This window comes from Sphaerochaeta sp. (genome assembly GCF_050256055.1).
Lineage (GTDB): Bacteria > Spirochaetota > Spirochaetia > Sphaerochaetales > Sphaerochaetaceae > Sphaerochaeta.
The window spans coordinates 1-18,243 of record NZ_JBFWIJ010000003.1; the positions used below are offsets into that span (position 1 = coordinate 1).

Annotated in this window: 11 protein-coding genes; 10 read left to right on the top strand and 1 reads right to left on the bottom strand. The window is 49.5% G+C overall.

What is annotated here, in order from left to right; genetic code table 11:
- The coding region (gene queA, locus AB7C91_RS01520) for a tRNA preQ1(34) S-adenosylmethionine ribosyltransferase-isomerase QueA (RefSeq protein WP_428588739.1) at positions 1 to 849 on the top strand (849 nt) is incomplete at its 5' end.
- Here the strand turns inward: queA and tmk are convergent.
- Positions 839 to 1,450, bottom strand: a complete 612-nt coding sequence (gene tmk / locus AB7C91_RS01525; protein WP_332446941.1) for a dTMP kinase — start codon at positions 1,448 to 1,450, stop codon at positions 839 to 841. The genes queA and tmk overlap by 11 nt on opposite strands.
- Before the next feature lie 237 nt (positions 1,451 to 1,687).
- Between tmk and AB7C91_RS01530 the strand changes: the two genes are divergently transcribed.
- The 9 genes from AB7C91_RS01530 to truB all read left to right on the top strand — a co-directional run bounded on the left by AB7C91_RS01530 (position 1,688) and on the right by truB (position 18,229).
- A complete protein-coding gene (locus tag AB7C91_RS01530; protein WP_428588742.1) occupies positions 1,688 to 6,247 on the top strand; it encodes a hypothetical protein in 4,560 nt (1,519 codons plus the stop codon).
- A gap of 21 nt (positions 6,248 to 6,268) precedes the next feature.
- Positions 6,269 to 8,824, top strand: a complete 2,556-nt coding sequence (gene bamA, locus AB7C91_RS01535) for an outer membrane protein assembly factor BamA (RefSeq protein WP_428588745.1) — start codon at positions 6,269 to 6,271, stop codon at positions 8,822 to 8,824.
- A 5-nt stretch (positions 8,825 to 8,829) separates the two neighbouring features.
- Positions 8,830 to 11,415, top strand: coding sequence for a DNA mismatch repair protein MutS (gene mutS / locus AB7C91_RS01540; protein WP_428588748.1), 2,586 nt, complete (start codon positions 8,830 to 8,832; stop codon positions 11,413 to 11,415).
- Between the two features lie 18 nt (positions 11,416 to 11,433).
- Positions 11,434 to 12,084 (top strand): ComF family protein, encoded by a 651-nt coding sequence (locus tag AB7C91_RS01545; protein WP_428588750.1) that lies wholly within the window; start codon positions 11,434 to 11,436, stop codon positions 12,082 to 12,084.
- A gap of 155 nt (positions 12,085 to 12,239) precedes the next feature.
- On the top strand, positions 12,240 to 12,704 hold the full coding sequence (locus AB7C91_RS01550) for a ribosome assembly cofactor RimP (protein WP_428588753.1): 465 nt from the start codon (positions 12,240 to 12,242) through the stop codon (positions 12,702 to 12,704).
- A complete protein-coding gene (nusA, locus tag AB7C91_RS01555; protein WP_332446935.1) occupies positions 12,694 to 14,193 on the top strand; it encodes a transcription termination factor NusA in 1,500 nt (499 codons plus the stop codon). The genes AB7C91_RS01550 and nusA overlap by 11 nt, the downstream gene beginning before the upstream one ends.
- A gap of 19 nt (positions 14,194 to 14,212) precedes the next feature.
- Positions 14,213 to 16,993: a translation initiation factor IF-2 gene (gene infB, locus AB7C91_RS01560; protein ID WP_428588757.1), complete on the top strand. Its 2,781-nt coding sequence runs from the start codon at positions 14,213 to 14,215 to the stop codon at positions 16,991 to 16,993.
- A complete protein-coding gene (gene rbfA, locus AB7C91_RS01565) occupies positions 16,990 to 17,352 on the top strand; it encodes a 30S ribosome-binding factor RbfA (RefSeq protein WP_332446933.1) in 363 nt (120 codons plus the stop codon). The genes infB and rbfA overlap by 4 nt, the downstream gene beginning before the upstream one ends.
- Positions 17,336 to 18,229 (top strand): tRNA pseudouridine(55) synthase TruB, encoded by an 894-nt coding sequence (gene truB / locus AB7C91_RS01570; RefSeq protein WP_332446932.1) that lies wholly within the window; start codon positions 17,336 to 17,338, stop codon positions 18,227 to 18,229. Before rbfA ends, truB begins: the two co-directional genes overlap by 17 nt.
- Positions 18,230 to 18,243: the final 14 nt, after the last annotated feature.

An 18,243-nucleotide genomic window follows, 5' to 3' on the forward strand; every position in this document is an offset into this window, starting at 1 on the left:
AAGGCACGCGTATACGGTATCAGTGATACCGGAAGCAGGGTTGAATTTCTGTTTCTCGAGGAAAACATAGACCATAGTTGGAACGTCATGGTCACCAAAACCAAAAAACAGCATATCGGTAAACAATATACCTTCAGTACCCCGGATGATTCATACCAGAAGAAAGGTTGGATCATTGCAGAAAATGAAGACAGTACGCGTACGATAGCATTCGCACAACCTTTGGATGAATCGTTTTTCCAAACACTCGGGCACGTCCCGCTTCCTCCCTACATCAAGAGGGAGGATGATTTTGCCGATGAAAACCGATACCAGACCGTCTACGCAGAAACCGAGGGTTCCGTAGCCGCTCCGACGGCAGGACTCCATTTCACCAACGAGATTCTGGAATCGATCAGGGATAAGGGATGTACCATAGTCCCGGTCACCCTACATGTTGGTCCCGGTACATTTCTTCCGGTTCGCGCCGAACGGTTGGAAGATCATCACATGCACTATGAACGATATGAGATAAGCCGGGAAAGTGCTGATTTGATCAACCAAGCGAGAAAAGCCGGAAGACCTATTGTAGCTACCGGGACGACCAGCGTCCGAACCTTGGAGAGTGCATATGACCCTACCCAGGATAGAGTCCTCAGTGGGGAAGGGCGGACGAACCTGTTCATCCGCCCTGGGTATCAATGGAAGGTAGTGAACCAATTGTTGACGAATTTCCATACGCCAGAATCGACACTTCTCGTCCTTGTTTCAACATTTGCAGGGAAGAACGCAATCGATGCAGCCTATCGCCATGCCATTGAAAAATCCTACCGATTCTTCAGTTATGGTGATGCGATGTTCATTCGCTGAAAAGCACTTCCCTGATCTTTTGTGAGATTTCATCCTTGCTCAACAGTCCGTCAAGTCTGACAAACGTCACTTCGGGGCCAAGGGAAAGGAAGATTTTCTCATAATTTTCTTTTACCTTGGAAAGAAACTCATGTTTCTCAAAAAGTTCGGAATCATTTCCTCTGCTGTGTATTCTTCTCAGACACTCATCGACGGGAGTATCGATGAAGAAGACATATTGCGGGGAAGGAAATGCATTCAGGCTGGCAATCTTGTCGAAATCGCATTCGACCCCTTGGTATGCCAAGGATGAATACAGGTATCGGTCGCATATCACCAGTTTTCCCGCTTCCAAATCGTGTACCAACCCATACACGGGATTATACAGGTGATCTTCCCTGTCGGCGGCATACAACATGGCAAGCGCCAAGGGAGTGGTGACGATTTGTTTTTGCAATACCGAGCGTACCAAACGCCCAATGGGTTTGTCCGTCGGCTCAAATGTAGCACGACAGTTTCGGTCTGAACGGTCACATGCCTCGGCAAGCAGTTGCATCTGGGTGGTGGTACCCGCTCCGTCCAAACCCTCCAAAACAACAAAATTAGCTAAAACTGATGGCATCTTCATATCTCCTATCCATACCTGTATGGTACGGGAAAAGTGTTCCAAGGTAAATGAGTTTTTCAAATGAGAGGAGGAATCTCCATCGAAGCTCCATGAAAAGAGGTGCCCAAGAACAGACAGATAGGCTATACTGCAACAAAGGTTTGCAGGTACGTGAGATTTCATACGACGCTCAAAGACATCGCCGTTTCCGTCTTGGTTCTCTTGTGTTGTACCATTTTGTGCTTCTATGCAATGGTACAGTTTGGCATACGCAATCCAAGTCAGGTTTTTGCCGATTATGTCGTAGCCAAACTGAATACCTATGGACCGTATACCATCAAGGCACAAGAAATACAACGGACCTATCTCAAGGATCTGGTGATGACCAATGTCTCTCTCTCGCATCAAGATACGGTGGTGGCAGAGGCTCCTCACCTCTCTTTGAAAGGTGGTATTCCCTTGCTGCTTCGCTCGATTCTCTTTGGATCGGAAACGCTTTCTGTGGATGTGAAGTCACCGACGCTTTATTTGGACGACTCGACGATGAGTACTTCCCCAAATCCCACTTCCCCCATACTCAAGTCATGGATGGATGCAAACACCTTCATGCTGGAAGCAGACAATCTTGCTGCAGACATCAAGACCAATGGCGTGGATGCCAATCTCCAGCAAACCGATGTTGCCCTCACATTGAAACAGGATCAAAAGCTTCCCGACCTGGATGCGAAAGCGAAGAAAATCACTGTACAAAACGAAAATGGAACCGTGACCTTGGAACAAACGGATTTGAAATTGCAGCATTCCGGTTCTTTGACCGTCAGCAGCGACTTTGTTTCCTATAAGGATGCCAAGACCGAGGTTTCGTTCGAAAAACTAATTGGTCAAACCTCGCTCTCCAGCCTTTCGCTTGCTGATCAGTCGCTGGATCTTTCCTTTTCCTTGTCAAATCTGAAAACTCAACGTATTGGGATTTCTCTTTCCGTTCCCACCGTTTCCTCTACCATGCTGTTTTCCTCCTCGACCGTCTCAGATGTGAGTCTTTCCTATGATTCCCTGATGCTCGAGTATGGGGCATGGAATCTTCAGATACCGACTTCCACCATCAAGGCGGACATCCAACCGGACACCATAAAAATCGGATTGGTCACCAAGGAAAAACAGCAGATTGAAGCACGCAACCAGAGCAACCAATCTGCCCAGGCAGACTCCCTCATCGTTTCCGCTGTCTATGACCGAAAACAGGATCAGGTGGACGCCCAGCTTTCGCTGGATGCTTTGCAACTTGCCGACCCTCGCCTCAATATCGACCTGAATGCCGTCAAGAGCACTATCCAAATGACTACCCAAGATGCAACATTGCTGCAGGTACGGGCGGACCTTTCAGCAAATAGCAACTTGCAGCTCCCCCTTCAGGATATCCAGTTGCAGTCCCCGGTCCAGCTTTCCTTCAGTTACCGACCCCCTCTACAGAATTTGACCGGGTCCCTTACATTTGCTGCTATTACATCATCATTGGCTGAACAGGATCTTTCTGCACGGTTTGCCTACCAAGGCACCAAGGAGGGAAGCCAGTTGCAGGCTGAGATCGGAATGGGGACCAAGCTGTTGCTGCAATCGGTCTATGACCTTCCCCTCCACGGGAGTGGAACGCTGTCGATTACCGGTAGGTTTGAACAATTCCCGATATCGGTGTTTGCACCGGCAATCGAACGGTATGCGCCATTCATCAAGCCCTACTACCAAACGGGTACCACCATCATTGGAAACCTGAGCTTCCAATCGCAACAAGGAGGAGGCACCGTACTCCCCTTTGACGGCAGGTTGGCCATCGATTTGGCACTCTTGTCGGTAAAGGTCGGCAAATTCTCGCTGGATGCAGGATTCACGTTCCTTTCGGATATCGTCGGGGACTCCGTTCAGATCGACGCCTTGACCTTGGCAACCAGTGGATATCGATTGGCTTTCAATGGATCTACCGAGTTGAACCATTGGCTTCCTCGGGGAACCTTGGACCTATTCAGAACCGACGATGGGCTCCTGCTGGGGACGATGCAATTCTCCGATGTGCCTCCCTCCCAATACCGATTCCGTGCAACAACCCCTTTGGCGGCCACTGCACAAGTGGAAGGGATGATCAGGCGCCAACGGGCAGACTTGCTTGGAGGCGAGGGGACTTTCTCACTCTTGGGGACTTCCTATCCCTTTACATTCACGTTCAATACAAGCAATTTACATTTCACGCTCCAACAAGAACAGCATCTTGGTATAATTTCCTCGTTGGCTCCTCCGGTCACCGTTACCCTTCATTCCGATCGATTGACAATGCCGGATGCAGGGTTCTTTGCAAACGCTTCACTCAGTGGAGATCTCTCCCTGTCCTATGCAACCTTGCATGATTGGCAGGTGCAAAGTACTCTGTTCAAAATCGAGGGGGTGAACTTTGAAGGGAATACGTACAGTCTGCAATCGAGCCTGGAAGCAACGCCGACTTCACTAGCACTGCCCGATCTGGTTCTCAGCGACGGCAAGCTGGCCTATTCCTCTCGATTTCTCTATACAGGATCTGATATTGCATCACTGATCAGCAATGCATTCCATCTTCCATTCAAGGCTTCGTTTGTACTTGATTATGAAAATATTCCCAAAATCGAGGCAGCGATCGTCAGCAAGGACGATGCATTTGACCTTGCACTCAATCTTTCCTCCTTGCAGCTCGATCGATTCAGAGCGAGCCTTGAGGGAACGGTGGTCGATCTTTCGCTGGTCGGATCCACCGATCTGAAAACGATCCTCAGCTTGGGAGGGGTGGCAACCGTTCAACGAGGAGAACAGAAGTTCAGTACCAAGATCGATGCGACCTCCGACCTATTCAGATTGTATGACAGTTCCTTCACCATGAAGGATGCATCCTTCAATGGGGATCTTTTGACCATAGGTAAGCAGCAGGCGGAATCAAAGGGGAGAATTGAAACGGTACGGCATCTTTCGTATATCGACCAACCTTCCCATCTCAACTATGGATTGACGATCAAGCTGCCCGAGCTAACCACCTTGTTTGACATTCAGCAGGCAATCAAACCGATTCTTGGAGGAAGACTTGATGCGGAATTGACCCTTTCCGACTTGTTGGTATTAGGGGAGGGTGGTTTTCGTGATGGAACGTATGCATTCTCCTTGGACAAAGGCACGTTACGCTCTGATTCGGATTTGTTGCACGGATCATACGATTTCAAGACGGGGCATCTGCAAGCAGAGGTGGATCCTGCTTTCGGCTTGGGCTTTTCTTTGCAAGGATCTGTTGATCCTTCCGATTTCAACCTGAAGGTCTCAGCCATTCATTTCCCGCTTGCCCTATTGAACCGTACCTTCCTCAAACCGATATTCTCCTTCCTTGACGGGACCGCACAAGGTGAGGTATTGATCGGCGGCACCCTGCAAAAACCTCTGCTGTACGGGCAATTGTATGTCGATTCCTCGCGTATGCAGCTGTTCTGGTTGCCTGAGGATGTCATTACCATGAAAAATGCCAGTGCCACCATCGATGGGAGCAGGATGATCATTCCAAGGATTCCTTTCTTTTCCACGAACAAAATCACCGGAAAGACCGTCCAAGGGTACGGCTATATGGGTGCGATCATGAACGGCTGGCAATTGGATACATACGAAATCCATGCCGACAGTAAGCAAGAGATGGTCTATGTCTGGCTTCCCATGCAGAACTTTGATGCTGACATCCGCACCTACGCAGGAGGGACCTTCAATCTGACCGGGAAGGGATTCGAGACATGGTTGTCCGGCTCTGTACAAATCCAGGATACCACCATGACCCTCGGGATCAAGGACCTTCCCTACTGGTATGAGTCAAACAACCTGACCAGCACGGACTTCACCGTCACTACGGGAAAGAATGTGACATTCTTCTATCCGAATACGCCCAACCCATTCATCAAGGCTACCATTACGGAGAACCAGGCTATTTCCTTCGCTTACGACCACATCACCGACGCATTCAACATTGACGGAAACCTGAGTTTCCGAAGTGGTGAATTGTACTATTTCCAAAAGAACTTCTTCATAACCGAGGGATCCTTGGCCTTGCATACCGATGCCTTGACGGGAAAGAACCAGATCCAGCCGACGATCAATCTTCGGGCAAAACTATCCGACTTTGATGCAAATGGAAATCGTGTCGACATTTTCTTGGTGCTGCGTGATTCCGGACTCACCAATTTGAATCCCCAGTTTGAATCGATTCCTGCAAAAAGCGTGAATGAAATTCTGGAGATACTGGGGCAATCGATCCTGCCCACCGGTGCCTATGGACAGGTCAATCTGTACAGCGTAGCCAGTCTTGCTGCTGCAGCTACCGACGTGGCTGGACGTCTTGGGTATCTGGACCTCGGTCAGACTACGCTGCTCACCGAATCGATACGCACCTCTTTGGGACTTGATATGTTCAGTCTGAGAAGCAACATTCTGCAGAACATTTTGTTCGATGCCCTTCCCGGGGCGAATCTGGGAACAACCTTGACCCCGTTGGCCCGATATTTGAACAATACTTCCATTTTCATGGGCAAATACATCGGCAAACAATTCTTCCTGCAGGCTTTGGTCCACCTCAGTGCCATGGACCGTACAAAGGTGACCAGATCATTCATCTCACCTGATCTTTCGCTCGACCTTGAATTATCGTTGGATTGGGAAAATCCGTTGGGTACCTTCTCATTCTTTACGCAACCGAACGAGTTGTCGTTCACCACTATTTTGGATACCATTGGTTTTAGTGTAACCAAACGCATTGTTTTGCGTTAGACACTTGATAGAGGAGACATCATGGATAAACGCCTTCTGCGTCGGCTGGGCATGGCCGCCCTCATACTGCTGTTTGCAACCCTTTCGCTTTCTGCTGCTGAGACCGACCCTTGGTACATCGGCAAGCGCATTGCATCCTTTACCAATACAGGATTGCAGAATGTTCCGGAAACAACCGTACTGGACATCCAATACAAATATGTAGGCAAGCCGTTCACAGACGAATTGTTCAACCAACTCCAAGGCGAGTTGTATGGGTTGGAGGATTTCTCTTACTTTCTCGCTGAAGCCAAACGGGCGGGAGAGGGAAACAACGAACTTGAAATCGCCATGACGTTTTATGAGCTGCCTTTCATAAAGACGGTGAGCATCACCGGCAATGATGGGATCAAAACAAAAGACATCGAGGGTGTCCTTGTTGCAAAGCAAGGCAGTTTCCTCAACGACCAGAATATCGAACTTTCCAAGCAGAAAATCCTCTCTCTCTACAAAGAAAAGGGATATGCTGATGCATCGGTGGAGAGCGAATACACCACCGACGATGCAACCAATACCGTATCCTTGCATTATACGATAGTGGAAAATCAACAAAAGCGCATCGGTCAGCTCGTATTCGAGGGTAATACCAATGTTGCCTCTGATGTGCTGTCCAAGCAATTGGATTCGAAGACGGTCAGTTATTTCAATGCCGGATATTACAACCCGCTTACCATCGATACGGATAAACAGAAAATTCTGACATATTACCAAAGCAAGGGCTATATCGATGCCAAGATTGTTTCCGTACGTACCGAAGATATCACCACCGAAGGAGACAAATATACCAAGCTCAGGGTTGTCTTCACCGTTGAGGAAGGGGAACAGTGGTTTTTCGGCGGCATCCAGGTTGAAGGCAACACCGTCTTCACCGATCAACAGTTCCAATCCTTGATCAATATGCAGAAAGGCGCCGTTCTGGATGCATCACGGGTGCAACAGGAAATTACGGCAGTGACTGACCTGTATTGGAACAACGGGTATATCTTCAACCTCATATCCACCGATATGGTCCGTAACGAAGCTGACAAAACGGTGACCTATATTTTGAAAGTACAGGAAAACCAGCAGGCGGTGATCGAGGACATACGGATCGAGGGTCTGACGAAAACCAAGCCCTATGTTTTTGAGCGTGAGCTTACGTTCAAAAAAGGCGATATTTTTTCAAAACAAGAACTTATCCGCAGCGCCCAGAACATTTACAACACCTTGATAGTCACCGATGTGAAGTTTGATATCATCAATGGTACGGAACAAGGGAAAGTCATTCCTGTCTTTACGGTCACTGAGGGCAACCAGATGGATATCCAGTTCGGGGCGACCTTCGGGGGCAATGTTGATGGATTTCCTGTCTCCGGTTTCCTACAATGGTCGGATAAGAATCTGGCGGGAACGGGCAGGGACCTCTCGATTTCCACCAACCTCAGCCCCGATTCTCAGACCGTTTCGCTTGCATTCAATGACGGCTGGTTCAAGAACTGGCGTTGGTCGAATGGATTCAGCTTCTCCTTCGAACGGAGCATCAAGGATTCCACACTGCAGCGGGGTATCGGAAGCGACTACTATACCGGTCATGATGCAACGAATCCCGAGGATAATCCGTTCCCCTACGGGTATGAAAGTTATGCGAGTTATGTTGCCGCCAACCAGGCATTGCCGGCAGCCCGTTACTTGATGACGTACACATATTATCGACTTTCCTTGGGCTACAATACCGGGTACACCTTCATGTTCAAGCCTGGTGCACTGACCATCGGTGGAGGATTGTCCATTGGTTTGAACTATGCCGATTACGACAAGAACCTGTACGATCCCTACGAACAGTTGATCTACCGGTATGGTCAGGGTTGGAAATTCAGCAATCGTTTGACCCTCTCATTTGCGTGGGACGGCAGGGATCGCATCGAAAATACCAGCAAAGGATACTACCTCAGCCAAGGGTTCACCTATGCAGGAGGTATTCTGGGAGGGCTTTCCAACTATATCAGGTCCAATTCCTCTGCAAGTGGATATTTTACATTGTTCACCTTCAAGCTTGACGATCAACCGGCCAACGTCGTCTTCGGCGTGACCAGCAGCGTCAGCGCCATGTTCAAGCAATACTACCAGAATTACAACACGGGTGTTTGGGGTTGGTATGATGCGAAGGAAGGGGCAACACGGTATGAGATGTTGTACATCGACGGGATGAACATCGCACGGGGCTTCTCGGTTGTCTATGATCAATCGTTCCTCTGGGACAATCAGATTTCTATCAGCTGGCCGTTGGCCAGGAATGTACTTTCTGCTGAAATCTACGCCAGTGCCACTGCAGTGAGTCCCGACTTGCAGAATCTTTCGTTTAAAGATCTCGGTTGGTATTTCTCTACCGGTATTGGAGTGAAACTGAAAGTGCCTGGATTCCCCCTCGGCTTGTATCTGGTCAAGAATGCAAGTTATCTGGACAATACATTTGCATGGGATGGAGGAACCATCTTCAAGGGAAGCAGTGAAACCAGTGGCTTGAAACTTGTCTTGGCCATCACCACCACCTTGTATTGAGCCGTATGGAAAAAGCAGAAACGTTGACCCCCATGATGATCCAGTATCATCAGATCAAGGAACAACATCAGGATACCGTCCTTTTCTTCCGCCTTGGAGATTTCTATGAAATGTTTGAGGAGGATGCAGTGGAGGTATCCCGACTGCTTAATTTGACGCTGACCAAACGAAACGGACAGCCGATGTGCGGCATCCCCTACCATGCGGCGAAGGTATATCTGAAACGGCTGCTTGAGGCGGGGAAAAAGATCGCCATCTGCGAACAGACGCAGTTGAGTCAGGGAAACCGACAGTTGGCCCAACGGGAAGTGGTGCAAGTGGTCACTCCTGCTACGGTGGTCGAGGACGATTTCCTCCAGGCTGACCGGGACAGTTTCATTCTGTCCATCGCATTTTCCAAAAAGAGCCTTTCGGTCAGTTATGCGGATATTACCAGCGGTCAGTTCTTCCTGCGCACTGTGTTGCTTGATGACCGATTCAATCATCTTGCTTCAGTATTGGCTCAAGTCGGTCCCCGTGAAATCCTCGTGAATGAGGACGATTATTTTCTCCATCAGGATTTTCAGACATTGCTTGACACGTACCCGGCCATGGTTACCAAGCTTCCATCTTGGCATTTTTCCCGGGACAAAGCATATGAACGACTTTGCAAACAAATAGGCACCACTTCATTGAAGGCCTTCGATCTCGAGCAGAACGACCCCATCCTTGGGAGCGCCGGAGCCCTTTTGTGGTATATCCAGGAAACCGCCAAAACCAGTCTGGACCAGATCCAGCGCTATGAAGTGGTGGGAGAGGAAACATTACTCAGCATCGATGAGGCGAGCAGGAAAAGTCTCGAATTGTTGACGAACCTCAATGATGGAACGAAAGCTTTTTCCTTGTTCAGTGCCATTGATGCGACGCTGACCAGCATGGGCGCGCGGACACTTAAACGATGGATTACCAACGTTCTGACCGATCTGAGCCAAATACAATTCAGGCAAGACTGGGTCACCCTGCTGTATGAGGACCGTTCTGAGTTGGGGCGCATACGTTCCCATCTCAAGCAGGTTCTCGACCTGCAGCGGCTTACCAGCAGGATTGCAATGAATCGCCACCTTCCCAAGGATCTGGTGGGAATCGCCCAAACGGTGCAGTCCTTTTTCCAGATCATAGACCAACGGTATCAAACGCTGCTGGGACAACAGTTGGACCAAAGCGTTCTCGCTTTATTGGTCGATCTTGTCCAGCGCATCCAGCGTGCAATCAACACAGAATGCCAAGGATCGTTTGAGGAAGGAAAAGTCATCCTGACAGGCTATGACCAAGTGCTTGACGAACTGCGTTCCCATAAGGCGGGAGGAAAGCAGCTGCTCTCTGCGTATTTGGAAAAAGTTCGTGAGCAGACCGGTATCACGACCCTGAAACTTTCTTCCAATAAAATTCTCGGGCATTATCTGGAAGTATCGAAAGCGCAAGCTGAAAGGGTTCCTGCAACCTTCTATCGAAAGCAGACGCTGGTAAACGCAGAACGGTTCACCAGTGATGAATTGATCGCCTGTGAACAAACCATTCTCCAAAGCTCGTTTGAGGCGGAGAAGCGGGAACGCGATGTCTATGAACAATTGGTATCCGATACCCGTTCCTTACAGCAGGTTCTGCTATCCATCAGTACATTCCTCAGCGATTTGGATTGTCTGCAATCCTTGGCGTCGACGGCCATCACCCATGGATATTCCAAACCTGAATTCGTTGAGGAGGATGTGATGGAAATCATCGGAGCCCGACATCCCGTGGTTGAACAACATCTTCCTGTCGGCGCTTTTGTGGCGAATGATCTTACCATTGGGAGTACGGGAAAACGATTCTGCCTGATCACCGGGCCGAACATGGCCGGCAAATCAACATTCCTCAGGCAGACTGCGCTCATTGTCCTGCTGGCCCAGATGGGCAGCTACGTTCCGGCGGTAAAAGCGCGGCTCTCACTGGTAGACAGACTGTACTGCCGCGTCGGAGCAAGTGACAATCTGGCTCGAGGGGAATCCACGTTTCTCGTGGAAATGCAGGAAGCGGCGCATATCCTGCGTACGGCAAGTCGCCGTTCTTTGGTCATCATCGATGAGCTGGGACGGGGAACCAGCACCCAGGATGGGATGTCGATTGCTTATGCAGTCATGCAGCAGCTGTTGGACATGGGCAGCAAGACGCTGTTCGCCACGCATTATCATGAGTTGGCCAGAATCGATACTTCGGCTATTCAACTGTTGACTTTGCAGGTGAGTGAGAACAATGGGGAGGTCAGATTCCTCCGTCGGGTAATCGAAGGAATCGCCAACAGTTCCTATGGTCTGAATGTCGCAAAAATGGCGGGAATCAGCCGTGAGGTGCTCAAGATGGCACGTTCTTTCCAGAAACAACATTTCGCTGAATATGATCTGGCATCCCAACAACCTGATTTGTTCAGCATTGCCGATGAACCTTCGCAATTTGATGAGCAGCAGATTGAAGTGCTTTCACAGATCGAGTCATTCTCCATTGAACAATCATCACCTTTGGATGCGCTCATATTTTTGAAAAAACTCCAGGAGACGCTGAAGCATCTCGTGTGAAATTCCACCTTGCAGTGTATGTGGTGCGTCTATTGCGGTCGACTCTCCGATGCAAGGCTCTGTCCTTCCTGCCATGCCTTGCTCTCTTCGTTGTCCTATGCTTCGGCGTATGACCAACGATGCAACGTCTGTTCTGCTCCGGTTCTGGACAGTGTGTATCCCTGTCCGATATGCAACGAACATGTGTATGCGTACGGTCCGTACGAAGGAATCCTGTCATCCTGCATCCGCTTGTATAAACATCAGGGACAAAAGGCGCTCGCCCCGGTTTTGGCTTCTTTGTTTGAAACAATGCTGATTCCACGGGACGATATCCTTCTGGTGCCCATTCCCTCATCTTCCAGCGGGAAACGCCTGCGCGGGTTTGATCAAATGGCATTGCTCGCCTCCATTACGGCCAAAAATCTGAAGGTACCGTATCTACGGATGTTCTCGCAAACAGAGCGGCAATTCTATACGTTGTTGGGGAGGACTCAGCGGCTGGAGCAACATCATCTTCGCCTCAATGACGTGAACAATGATAGATTTCGTCGATTGATGGATGTCGGCTTAACGCCGGTCATCCTCGATGATATCTATACCACCGGCAATACCGCTCGCCAAGCATACGCATTGCTCCAACAAAAATTCGGTGTTTCCTGTACCATCTGTGTACTCTCGAGAGCCTGAAAGATCCCGATATGTTGACAAAAGGATTGCAAGTGCATAAGATACATGCAGGATTAGTTGTTTATTGGGGGATCGCCGGAAGGTGCATCCCTTTTTTATGAGTTTTTATTAGGAATACAATGTTAGGAACAGGAATACAAAACACCGCACTCTTCTTGGAGTACGAACCCTTGCTCAGGGATATGGGCATCATCCTCGTGGATATCAACCGTATTGATCGTGGAAAAACGGTGAGTGTCTCCATCATCATCAAGGCTGCTGAACAAGAGGTTAGCGTCGACCACTGTGCACAGGTGTACCGCCTTGTGTATCCAAGGATGGAATTACAGTTGGGTGAGCGTGATCTGCAGCTGGAGGTGAGTACACCGGGGTTGCAGCGGACACTCAAGGATGTCTATGAATTCAGCTTGTTCCGCGGAAAGCGGGTACGTTTGTATGATACGAGCAAAGAAGCGTGGGTGAGCGGCATCATCGAAACTAGCGATGAGCACAGTGTAACGCTTTCTCATGCATATATTGAGGATACAACAGAGATGCAGGAAACACAGGTTGTGGAGTTTGCCGTGATCCAGAAGGCAAAGCTCGACTATAGATGGGAGGACAATTCACATGGCAACTGAAATTGGTGACGCTATCCGAAGTATGGTAGCGGAAAAGAACATTTCCGAAGAGCTGGTCATCAGCACCATCGAGGATATACTTCGTGCAGCGTACAAACGAAAATTCGGTACCGATGAGAATGCCGTCATTGAGTTCAGTGAGGATTATACCACCGTTGAACTGTCGAGCCGACGTAAGATCGTAGATGATGACAATTGGTATAATGAAGTGACGGAAATTCCGTTCAGTGAAGCCCAGGAAATCCACGAGGACTGTGAAATCGGCGATGAACTGCTCATTCCCGTAGACCTCAGGGAATTCGATCGCATCAGTGTCCAAAGTGCAAAACAACGTGCGCATCAGAGTTTTAGGGATATCCAAAAGGATACTCTGTACAGCGAGTACAAGGCAAAGGAAGGACAGTTGATCATCGGCTACTACCGCAGACAGATTCCCAATGGTGACATCTATGTCGACATCGGGACGACCGAGGGCATCCTTCCGCGTCGCAACCAGTCCAGTCGTGAGAGTTACGGTAGCAACGACAAGATTAAATGTTATGTGGAAAAAGTAGAGAAAGCGGAGCGTGGGCTTCGTGTGGTACTTTCCAGAACCAGTCCTGAATTGATCCGCAAACTCTTTGAGGTTGAGGTTCCTGAGATTGCACAGAATCAGATTGACATCATCAAGATTGTACGAGAGGCTGGGTATCGGACGAAGGTGGCCGTAGCATCCCGCAATGATGACATCGATCCGGTCGGAGCTTGCGTCGGGTTGAAGGGAAATCGAATTCAGACTATCATGAGTGAAATTGAAGGCGAGAAGATCGATATCCTTCGGTACGATCCGAATCCTGTCAACTACATCCGCAATGCACTTTCCCCCGCACAGGTCAAGGATGTAGTGGTTCTGGACAAGAACATCTACCATGCTGTTGCGATCGTAGAGGACAGTCAGCTTTCCCTGGCGATCGGTAAACAGGGGTTGAACGTTCGTTTGGCCAATAAACTGGTTGACTGGATGATCGACGTCAAGACCCAGGCTCAATTCGACGAGATGGATATCGCCAAGGAAGCACGGAGCCGTGCAGAAAGCATCTTCATGGAAGAAGAACCCTTCTTTGCAGAGGAAGCGGAAACAGCCGGGGAAGTTGAGATTCCTGTACAGTCGGAAATTCCGGCGGAAGTGGAAACGTTTGTTGACGAAGATGAGATTGCCTTGTCAGAACTCCCCTTGGATGAACTTCTTTTGAAGAAATTGCAGTTCCACGATGTGTACAGTGTTGAGGAATTCATCAACCTTACTGATGAGGAGCTTGCTGGATTCGGTGATTTGACGGAAGAAGAGATCATTGCAATCAAGGATACGATCAACGAGTATGTAGATATCGTTGAGGATGAAGAAGATGGAGAAACCGAATATGTTTGCCCCAATTGCGGTGCTTCCATCACGATGGATATGACTGTGTGCCCGAACTGTGGTACAGGTCTGGCATTTGAGGTAGAGTAATACCATCCAAGAGGAAATAATGACGGAAGAGAATAATAAGCCTAAAGCAACACTGATCAAGCACGTAGTGACACCCTCGGAAAACCAGAATCGGGAAGAACAGAAGGCACCGGCCAAGGAGCAGGAGTCCAAGCTGAAGACGCCGGAAAAACGTCGCGTAGTTGTAGTGAAGAAAAAAGTGGTGGTGGTGAAGCCACAACCTCGTGTTGAATCCGAACGATCCAATGAGGAACCTGTTACCCAGAAAGAGGAACAAACTTCTCCCAAACAGGAGGAGCGGGCCACGCATGCTCCCTCACGACAGGGGAATGCACGAAGAGTTCCTCGTGGTGTCTCCGACAAGCTTTCCGCTTCACCGTTGCATACCGGTCCGGTTGTGATCAGACCAACCAATCTTCCGCCTGTTCCCAATCAAGGGCTTACCGTCAAGGATCAGGCAGAGTTGCAGACAAAGAATCCTGAGGCTCTTGCAACGCCGCAAAACACACCGGTACCCAGTGTCGGACCTCGCATAGCAGGTACCGTTGGTGGCCGTCCTGCCCCAGGCAGCCGACCTCCTTACCAAGGTAATCGCCAGAATAATTACCAAGGACAGAACAATCGTTACCAAGGTCAGGCGCCCAATCGAAACAGTTCATATCAGGGACAAGGGCAAGGACAGGGTACACAACCTCCTCGTCAAGGTGGCGGCGGCTATCAAAGCAGACCTCCGTTCCAGGGACGGCCTCCCTATCAAGGGAGACCGGGCCAAGGTGGTCCCGGTGCCGGTGGACAGCGTCCTGGTGGATTCAGACCTCAAGGTGCAGGGGGGAGACCTCCCTTCGGCCAGCGTCCAGCCGGTGGCGGAAGACCGGGTTCGACTGCTCCCTCACAGGAAATGGACGGGTTGAACCAGAGGACTCCTAAGAAAACCTTCAACAAGAAAAAGGACCAAGCATCGTATAAGAAACGGAATGCCGAGGAAGAGAAGGAATTCCAGATTCAGAGACGCAAGGAACAGGCGGCTGCAAAATTGGCTTCCGTTCCCAAGACCATCGACATGATGGAAGTGATCACCGTCAGTGATCTTGCAAAGAAGATGAATCTGAAGGCCAGTGAAATCATTGCCAAATTGTTCAAGATGGGCATGATGGTCACCATCAATCAACAGATCGACTTCGATACTGCCGCCATCATCTGCAGTGATTACAATTGTGATGTACACTTGGTTTCCTTGTACGATGAGACCTTGATTGCAAGCGAACCTGATGTTGAGGATGATTTGGTTGACCGCGCTCCGATCGTAACCGTCATGGGTCACGTCGACCACGGTAAGACGAAGTTGCTTGATGCCATTCGATCCACCAAGGTTGCAGAAGGCGAGTTTGGTGGAATCACTCAGCATATCGGTGCTTATAAAGTGAACCTTCCTGGAAAGGGCGATGTCGTCTTCCTTGATACTCCGGGTCACGCAGCATTCTCCATGATGCGTGCTCGTGGTGCGCAGGTTACCGACATTGTCATTCTGGTTGTTGCCGCCAACGATGGGGTGATGCCGCAGACTCGTGAAGCCATCGACCATGCACGAGCTGCCAATGTTCCCATCATTGTTGCCATCAACAAGTGCGATCTCCCCGAGGCAAAGCCAGAGCGTGTCATGCAACAGCTTTCCGATCTCGGTCTGATGCCTGAGGAATGGGGCGGACAGACTTTGTACTGCCAGATTTCGGCACTGAAGAAGATTGGTATCGACGAGCTGTTGGACACTGTCTTGCTGCAGGCGGAGATGCTTGAGTTGCGGGCGAATGCAGACTGTAGGGCAGAAGGAAAGATCATTGAAAGCCGCATCGACCAAGGAAGGGGAATTGTAGCCTCGGTATTGGTCCAGAGGGGAACACTCCGCCAAGGCGATTATTATGTAGCAGGCATTTATCCCGGCAGAGTCAGGGCTATGTTCGATGACAAGGGAAGAAAGATTGAGGAAGCGGGTCCGTCCACTCCGGTTGAGATCATCGGATTGTCCGATATTCCCGGTGCAGGTGATCCGTTCCAGGTTACCGAGGACGAACGACAAGCTCGTCAGGTCGGAACAAAACGGCAGGAACTTGAACGGTTGGGTGACAGCCGCAACGTCAAGAAGGTTACCCTGGACAATCTGTATACCAAGATCAAGGAAGGGGCGATCCAGGAATTCAATGTCATCATCAAAGGTGACGTACAAGGATCGGTCGAAGCCCTCCAGGGTTCCCTTGAGAAACTGTCCACCGACGAAATCCACCTCAATGTCATCCGCGCAAGCGCCGGTGCCATCATTGAGAGTGACATTACCTTGGCCAGCGCCTCTGATGCATTGGTCATTGGTTTCAATGTCAGACCGACTCCCAGGGCACAGGCACTTGCAGACCAGGAAAAGATCGAGATACGCAAATACAATATCATTTATGATGTGGTGGATGATATCCGATTGGCCATGGAAGGCATGCTTAGTCCTGAAGTACGGGAGATTGAAATCGGAACCGTTGAGGTGCGTGACACCTTCAAGGTACCCAAGGTGGGAACCATCGCAGGATGTATGGTCACCAAGGGCAAGATCAAACGCAACAGCCTGGTCCGAGTCATCCGTGATTCCATCCAGCTCAATAGCGATATGATCCGAATCTCCAGCCTGAAACGGTTCAAGGATGATGCCAAGGAAGTTTCCGAAGGATTCGAATGTGGTGTCGGACTTGAGAATTTCAATGACTTGCGGGTCGGCGACATCCTTGAGGTTGTGGAAACCGAGGAAGTGGCTCGGAAACTCGAAAGCAACGGGAATGTATGAGTGAATATAGTCAGAAACGAATAGAGGCAAGACTTTCCGAGGCAATCAGTACGCTGATTGTCACCGGGGAGATTAAGAATCAACAGGTAAGTACACTCTGCTCGGTGAGCAGGGTGGAACTGTCGCAGGACAATGCGTATGCAACGGTTTTCATTTCCTCCGTGCTCGATGAGGAGACCTTGGAAAGAAGTGTTGCAGCGTTGCAGAAAGCCAGCGGTTTCATCCAAAAGCGGGTGGGATCGTTTTTGAAGACTCGAAACACTCCGGTGCTGAAATTCAAGGTGGATACCTCCTTGAAGGAAGGGCTGAAGATTAACGCCCTGATCGATACTTTGGTGGAAGATGGGAACAAACGCTAGTATTCTGTTGATCAAAAAGGCCGGTTCGATAACCAGTTTTTCCTCCTTGAATGCAATCAAGCGTACGGTTGATCCGAAAGTCGGACATGCCGGTACGCTTGATAAGTTTGCAGAAGGATTGTTGATTGTGCTTACCGGCAGCATGACCAAATTGAATGTATTGTTCTCTTCCATGGACAAGAGTTATCGGGCGACCATCCATTTCGGGATGGAAACCGACACCCTCGATCCCGAAGGGGAGGTGATCGCTACGTCCCCGATTCCTTCCTATGAAACCGTCAAAGAGGCAATTTCGCATTTCCTTGGACCTCTTGAGCAAGCGCCGCCCCAATACAGTGCCTTGCATATCGGAGGAAAGCGGGCCAGCGATCTCGCACGAAAGGGTAAAGTAGTGGAAATGGCGAAACGTCCCATCACGGTGTATGAGTTCACCCCGATCAAGTATGAGGATGGAGTGTTGATCGCCGATATTTCCGTATCCAAAGGAACCTACATCCGCTCGATTGCCCGGGACTTGGGTCTTGCCTGTAATTCGCGTGCATATCTTTCTGCTTTGGTACGTACAAGAATCGGTCCGTATCATCTTGATGAAGCGGTTGACCCAAAACAAAAGGAAGCGGTGCTTGCGTCCCTTGCCAATACGGACGAATACATGAAACGTGTGCAGAACCTGAGTTTACTTGAAGTTCCTAATCATGAACTGTTTCAACTTTCCAATGGAACATTCCCTCGATCCTATCGATTTATCCGGGAAAATGAGGGAAATCAATATGGCGCGCTCTACAGCCGGGATGGTACACTGCGAGCAGTAGCTGATCTTACAAGACACAAGCTCATCGCCCAAATCCATCCATTTCGAAAGGAGGAAGAGTCTTGAAACGTTACGATTTC

Bases quoted from the DNA above. Each gene is read 5' to 3' on its own strand.
- tmk (WP_332446941.1), bottom strand. From the start codon at position 1,450: ATGCCATCAGTTTTAGCTAATTTTGTTGTTTTGGAGGGTTTGGACGGA.
- AB7C91_RS01530 (WP_428588742.1), top strand. From the start codon at position 1,688: ATGGTACAGTTTGGCATACGCAATCCAAGTCAGGTTTTTGCCGATTAT.
- bamA (WP_428588745.1), top strand. From the start codon at position 6,269: ATGGATAAACGCCTTCTGCGTCGGCTGGGCATGGCCGCCCTCATACTG.
- mutS (WP_428588748.1), top strand. From the start codon at position 8,830: ATGGAAAAAGCAGAAACGTTGACCCCCATGATGATCCAGTATCATCAG.
- AB7C91_RS01545 (WP_428588750.1), top strand. From the start codon at position 11,434: ATGTGGTGCGTCTATTGCGGTCGACTCTCCGATGCAAGGCTCTGTCCT.
- nusA (WP_332446935.1), top strand. From the start codon at position 12,694: ATGGCAACTGAAATTGGTGACGCTATCCGAAGTATGGTAGCGGAAAAG.
- infB (WP_428588757.1), top strand. From the start codon at position 14,213: ATGACGGAAGAGAATAATAAGCCTAAAGCAACACTGATCAAGCACGTA.
- rbfA (WP_332446933.1), top strand. From the start codon at position 16,990: ATGAGTGAATATAGTCAGAAACGAATAGAGGCAAGACTTTCCGAGGCA.
- truB (WP_332446932.1), top strand. From the start codon at position 17,336: ATGGGAACAAACGCTAGTATTCTGTTGATCAAAAAGGCCGGTTCGATA.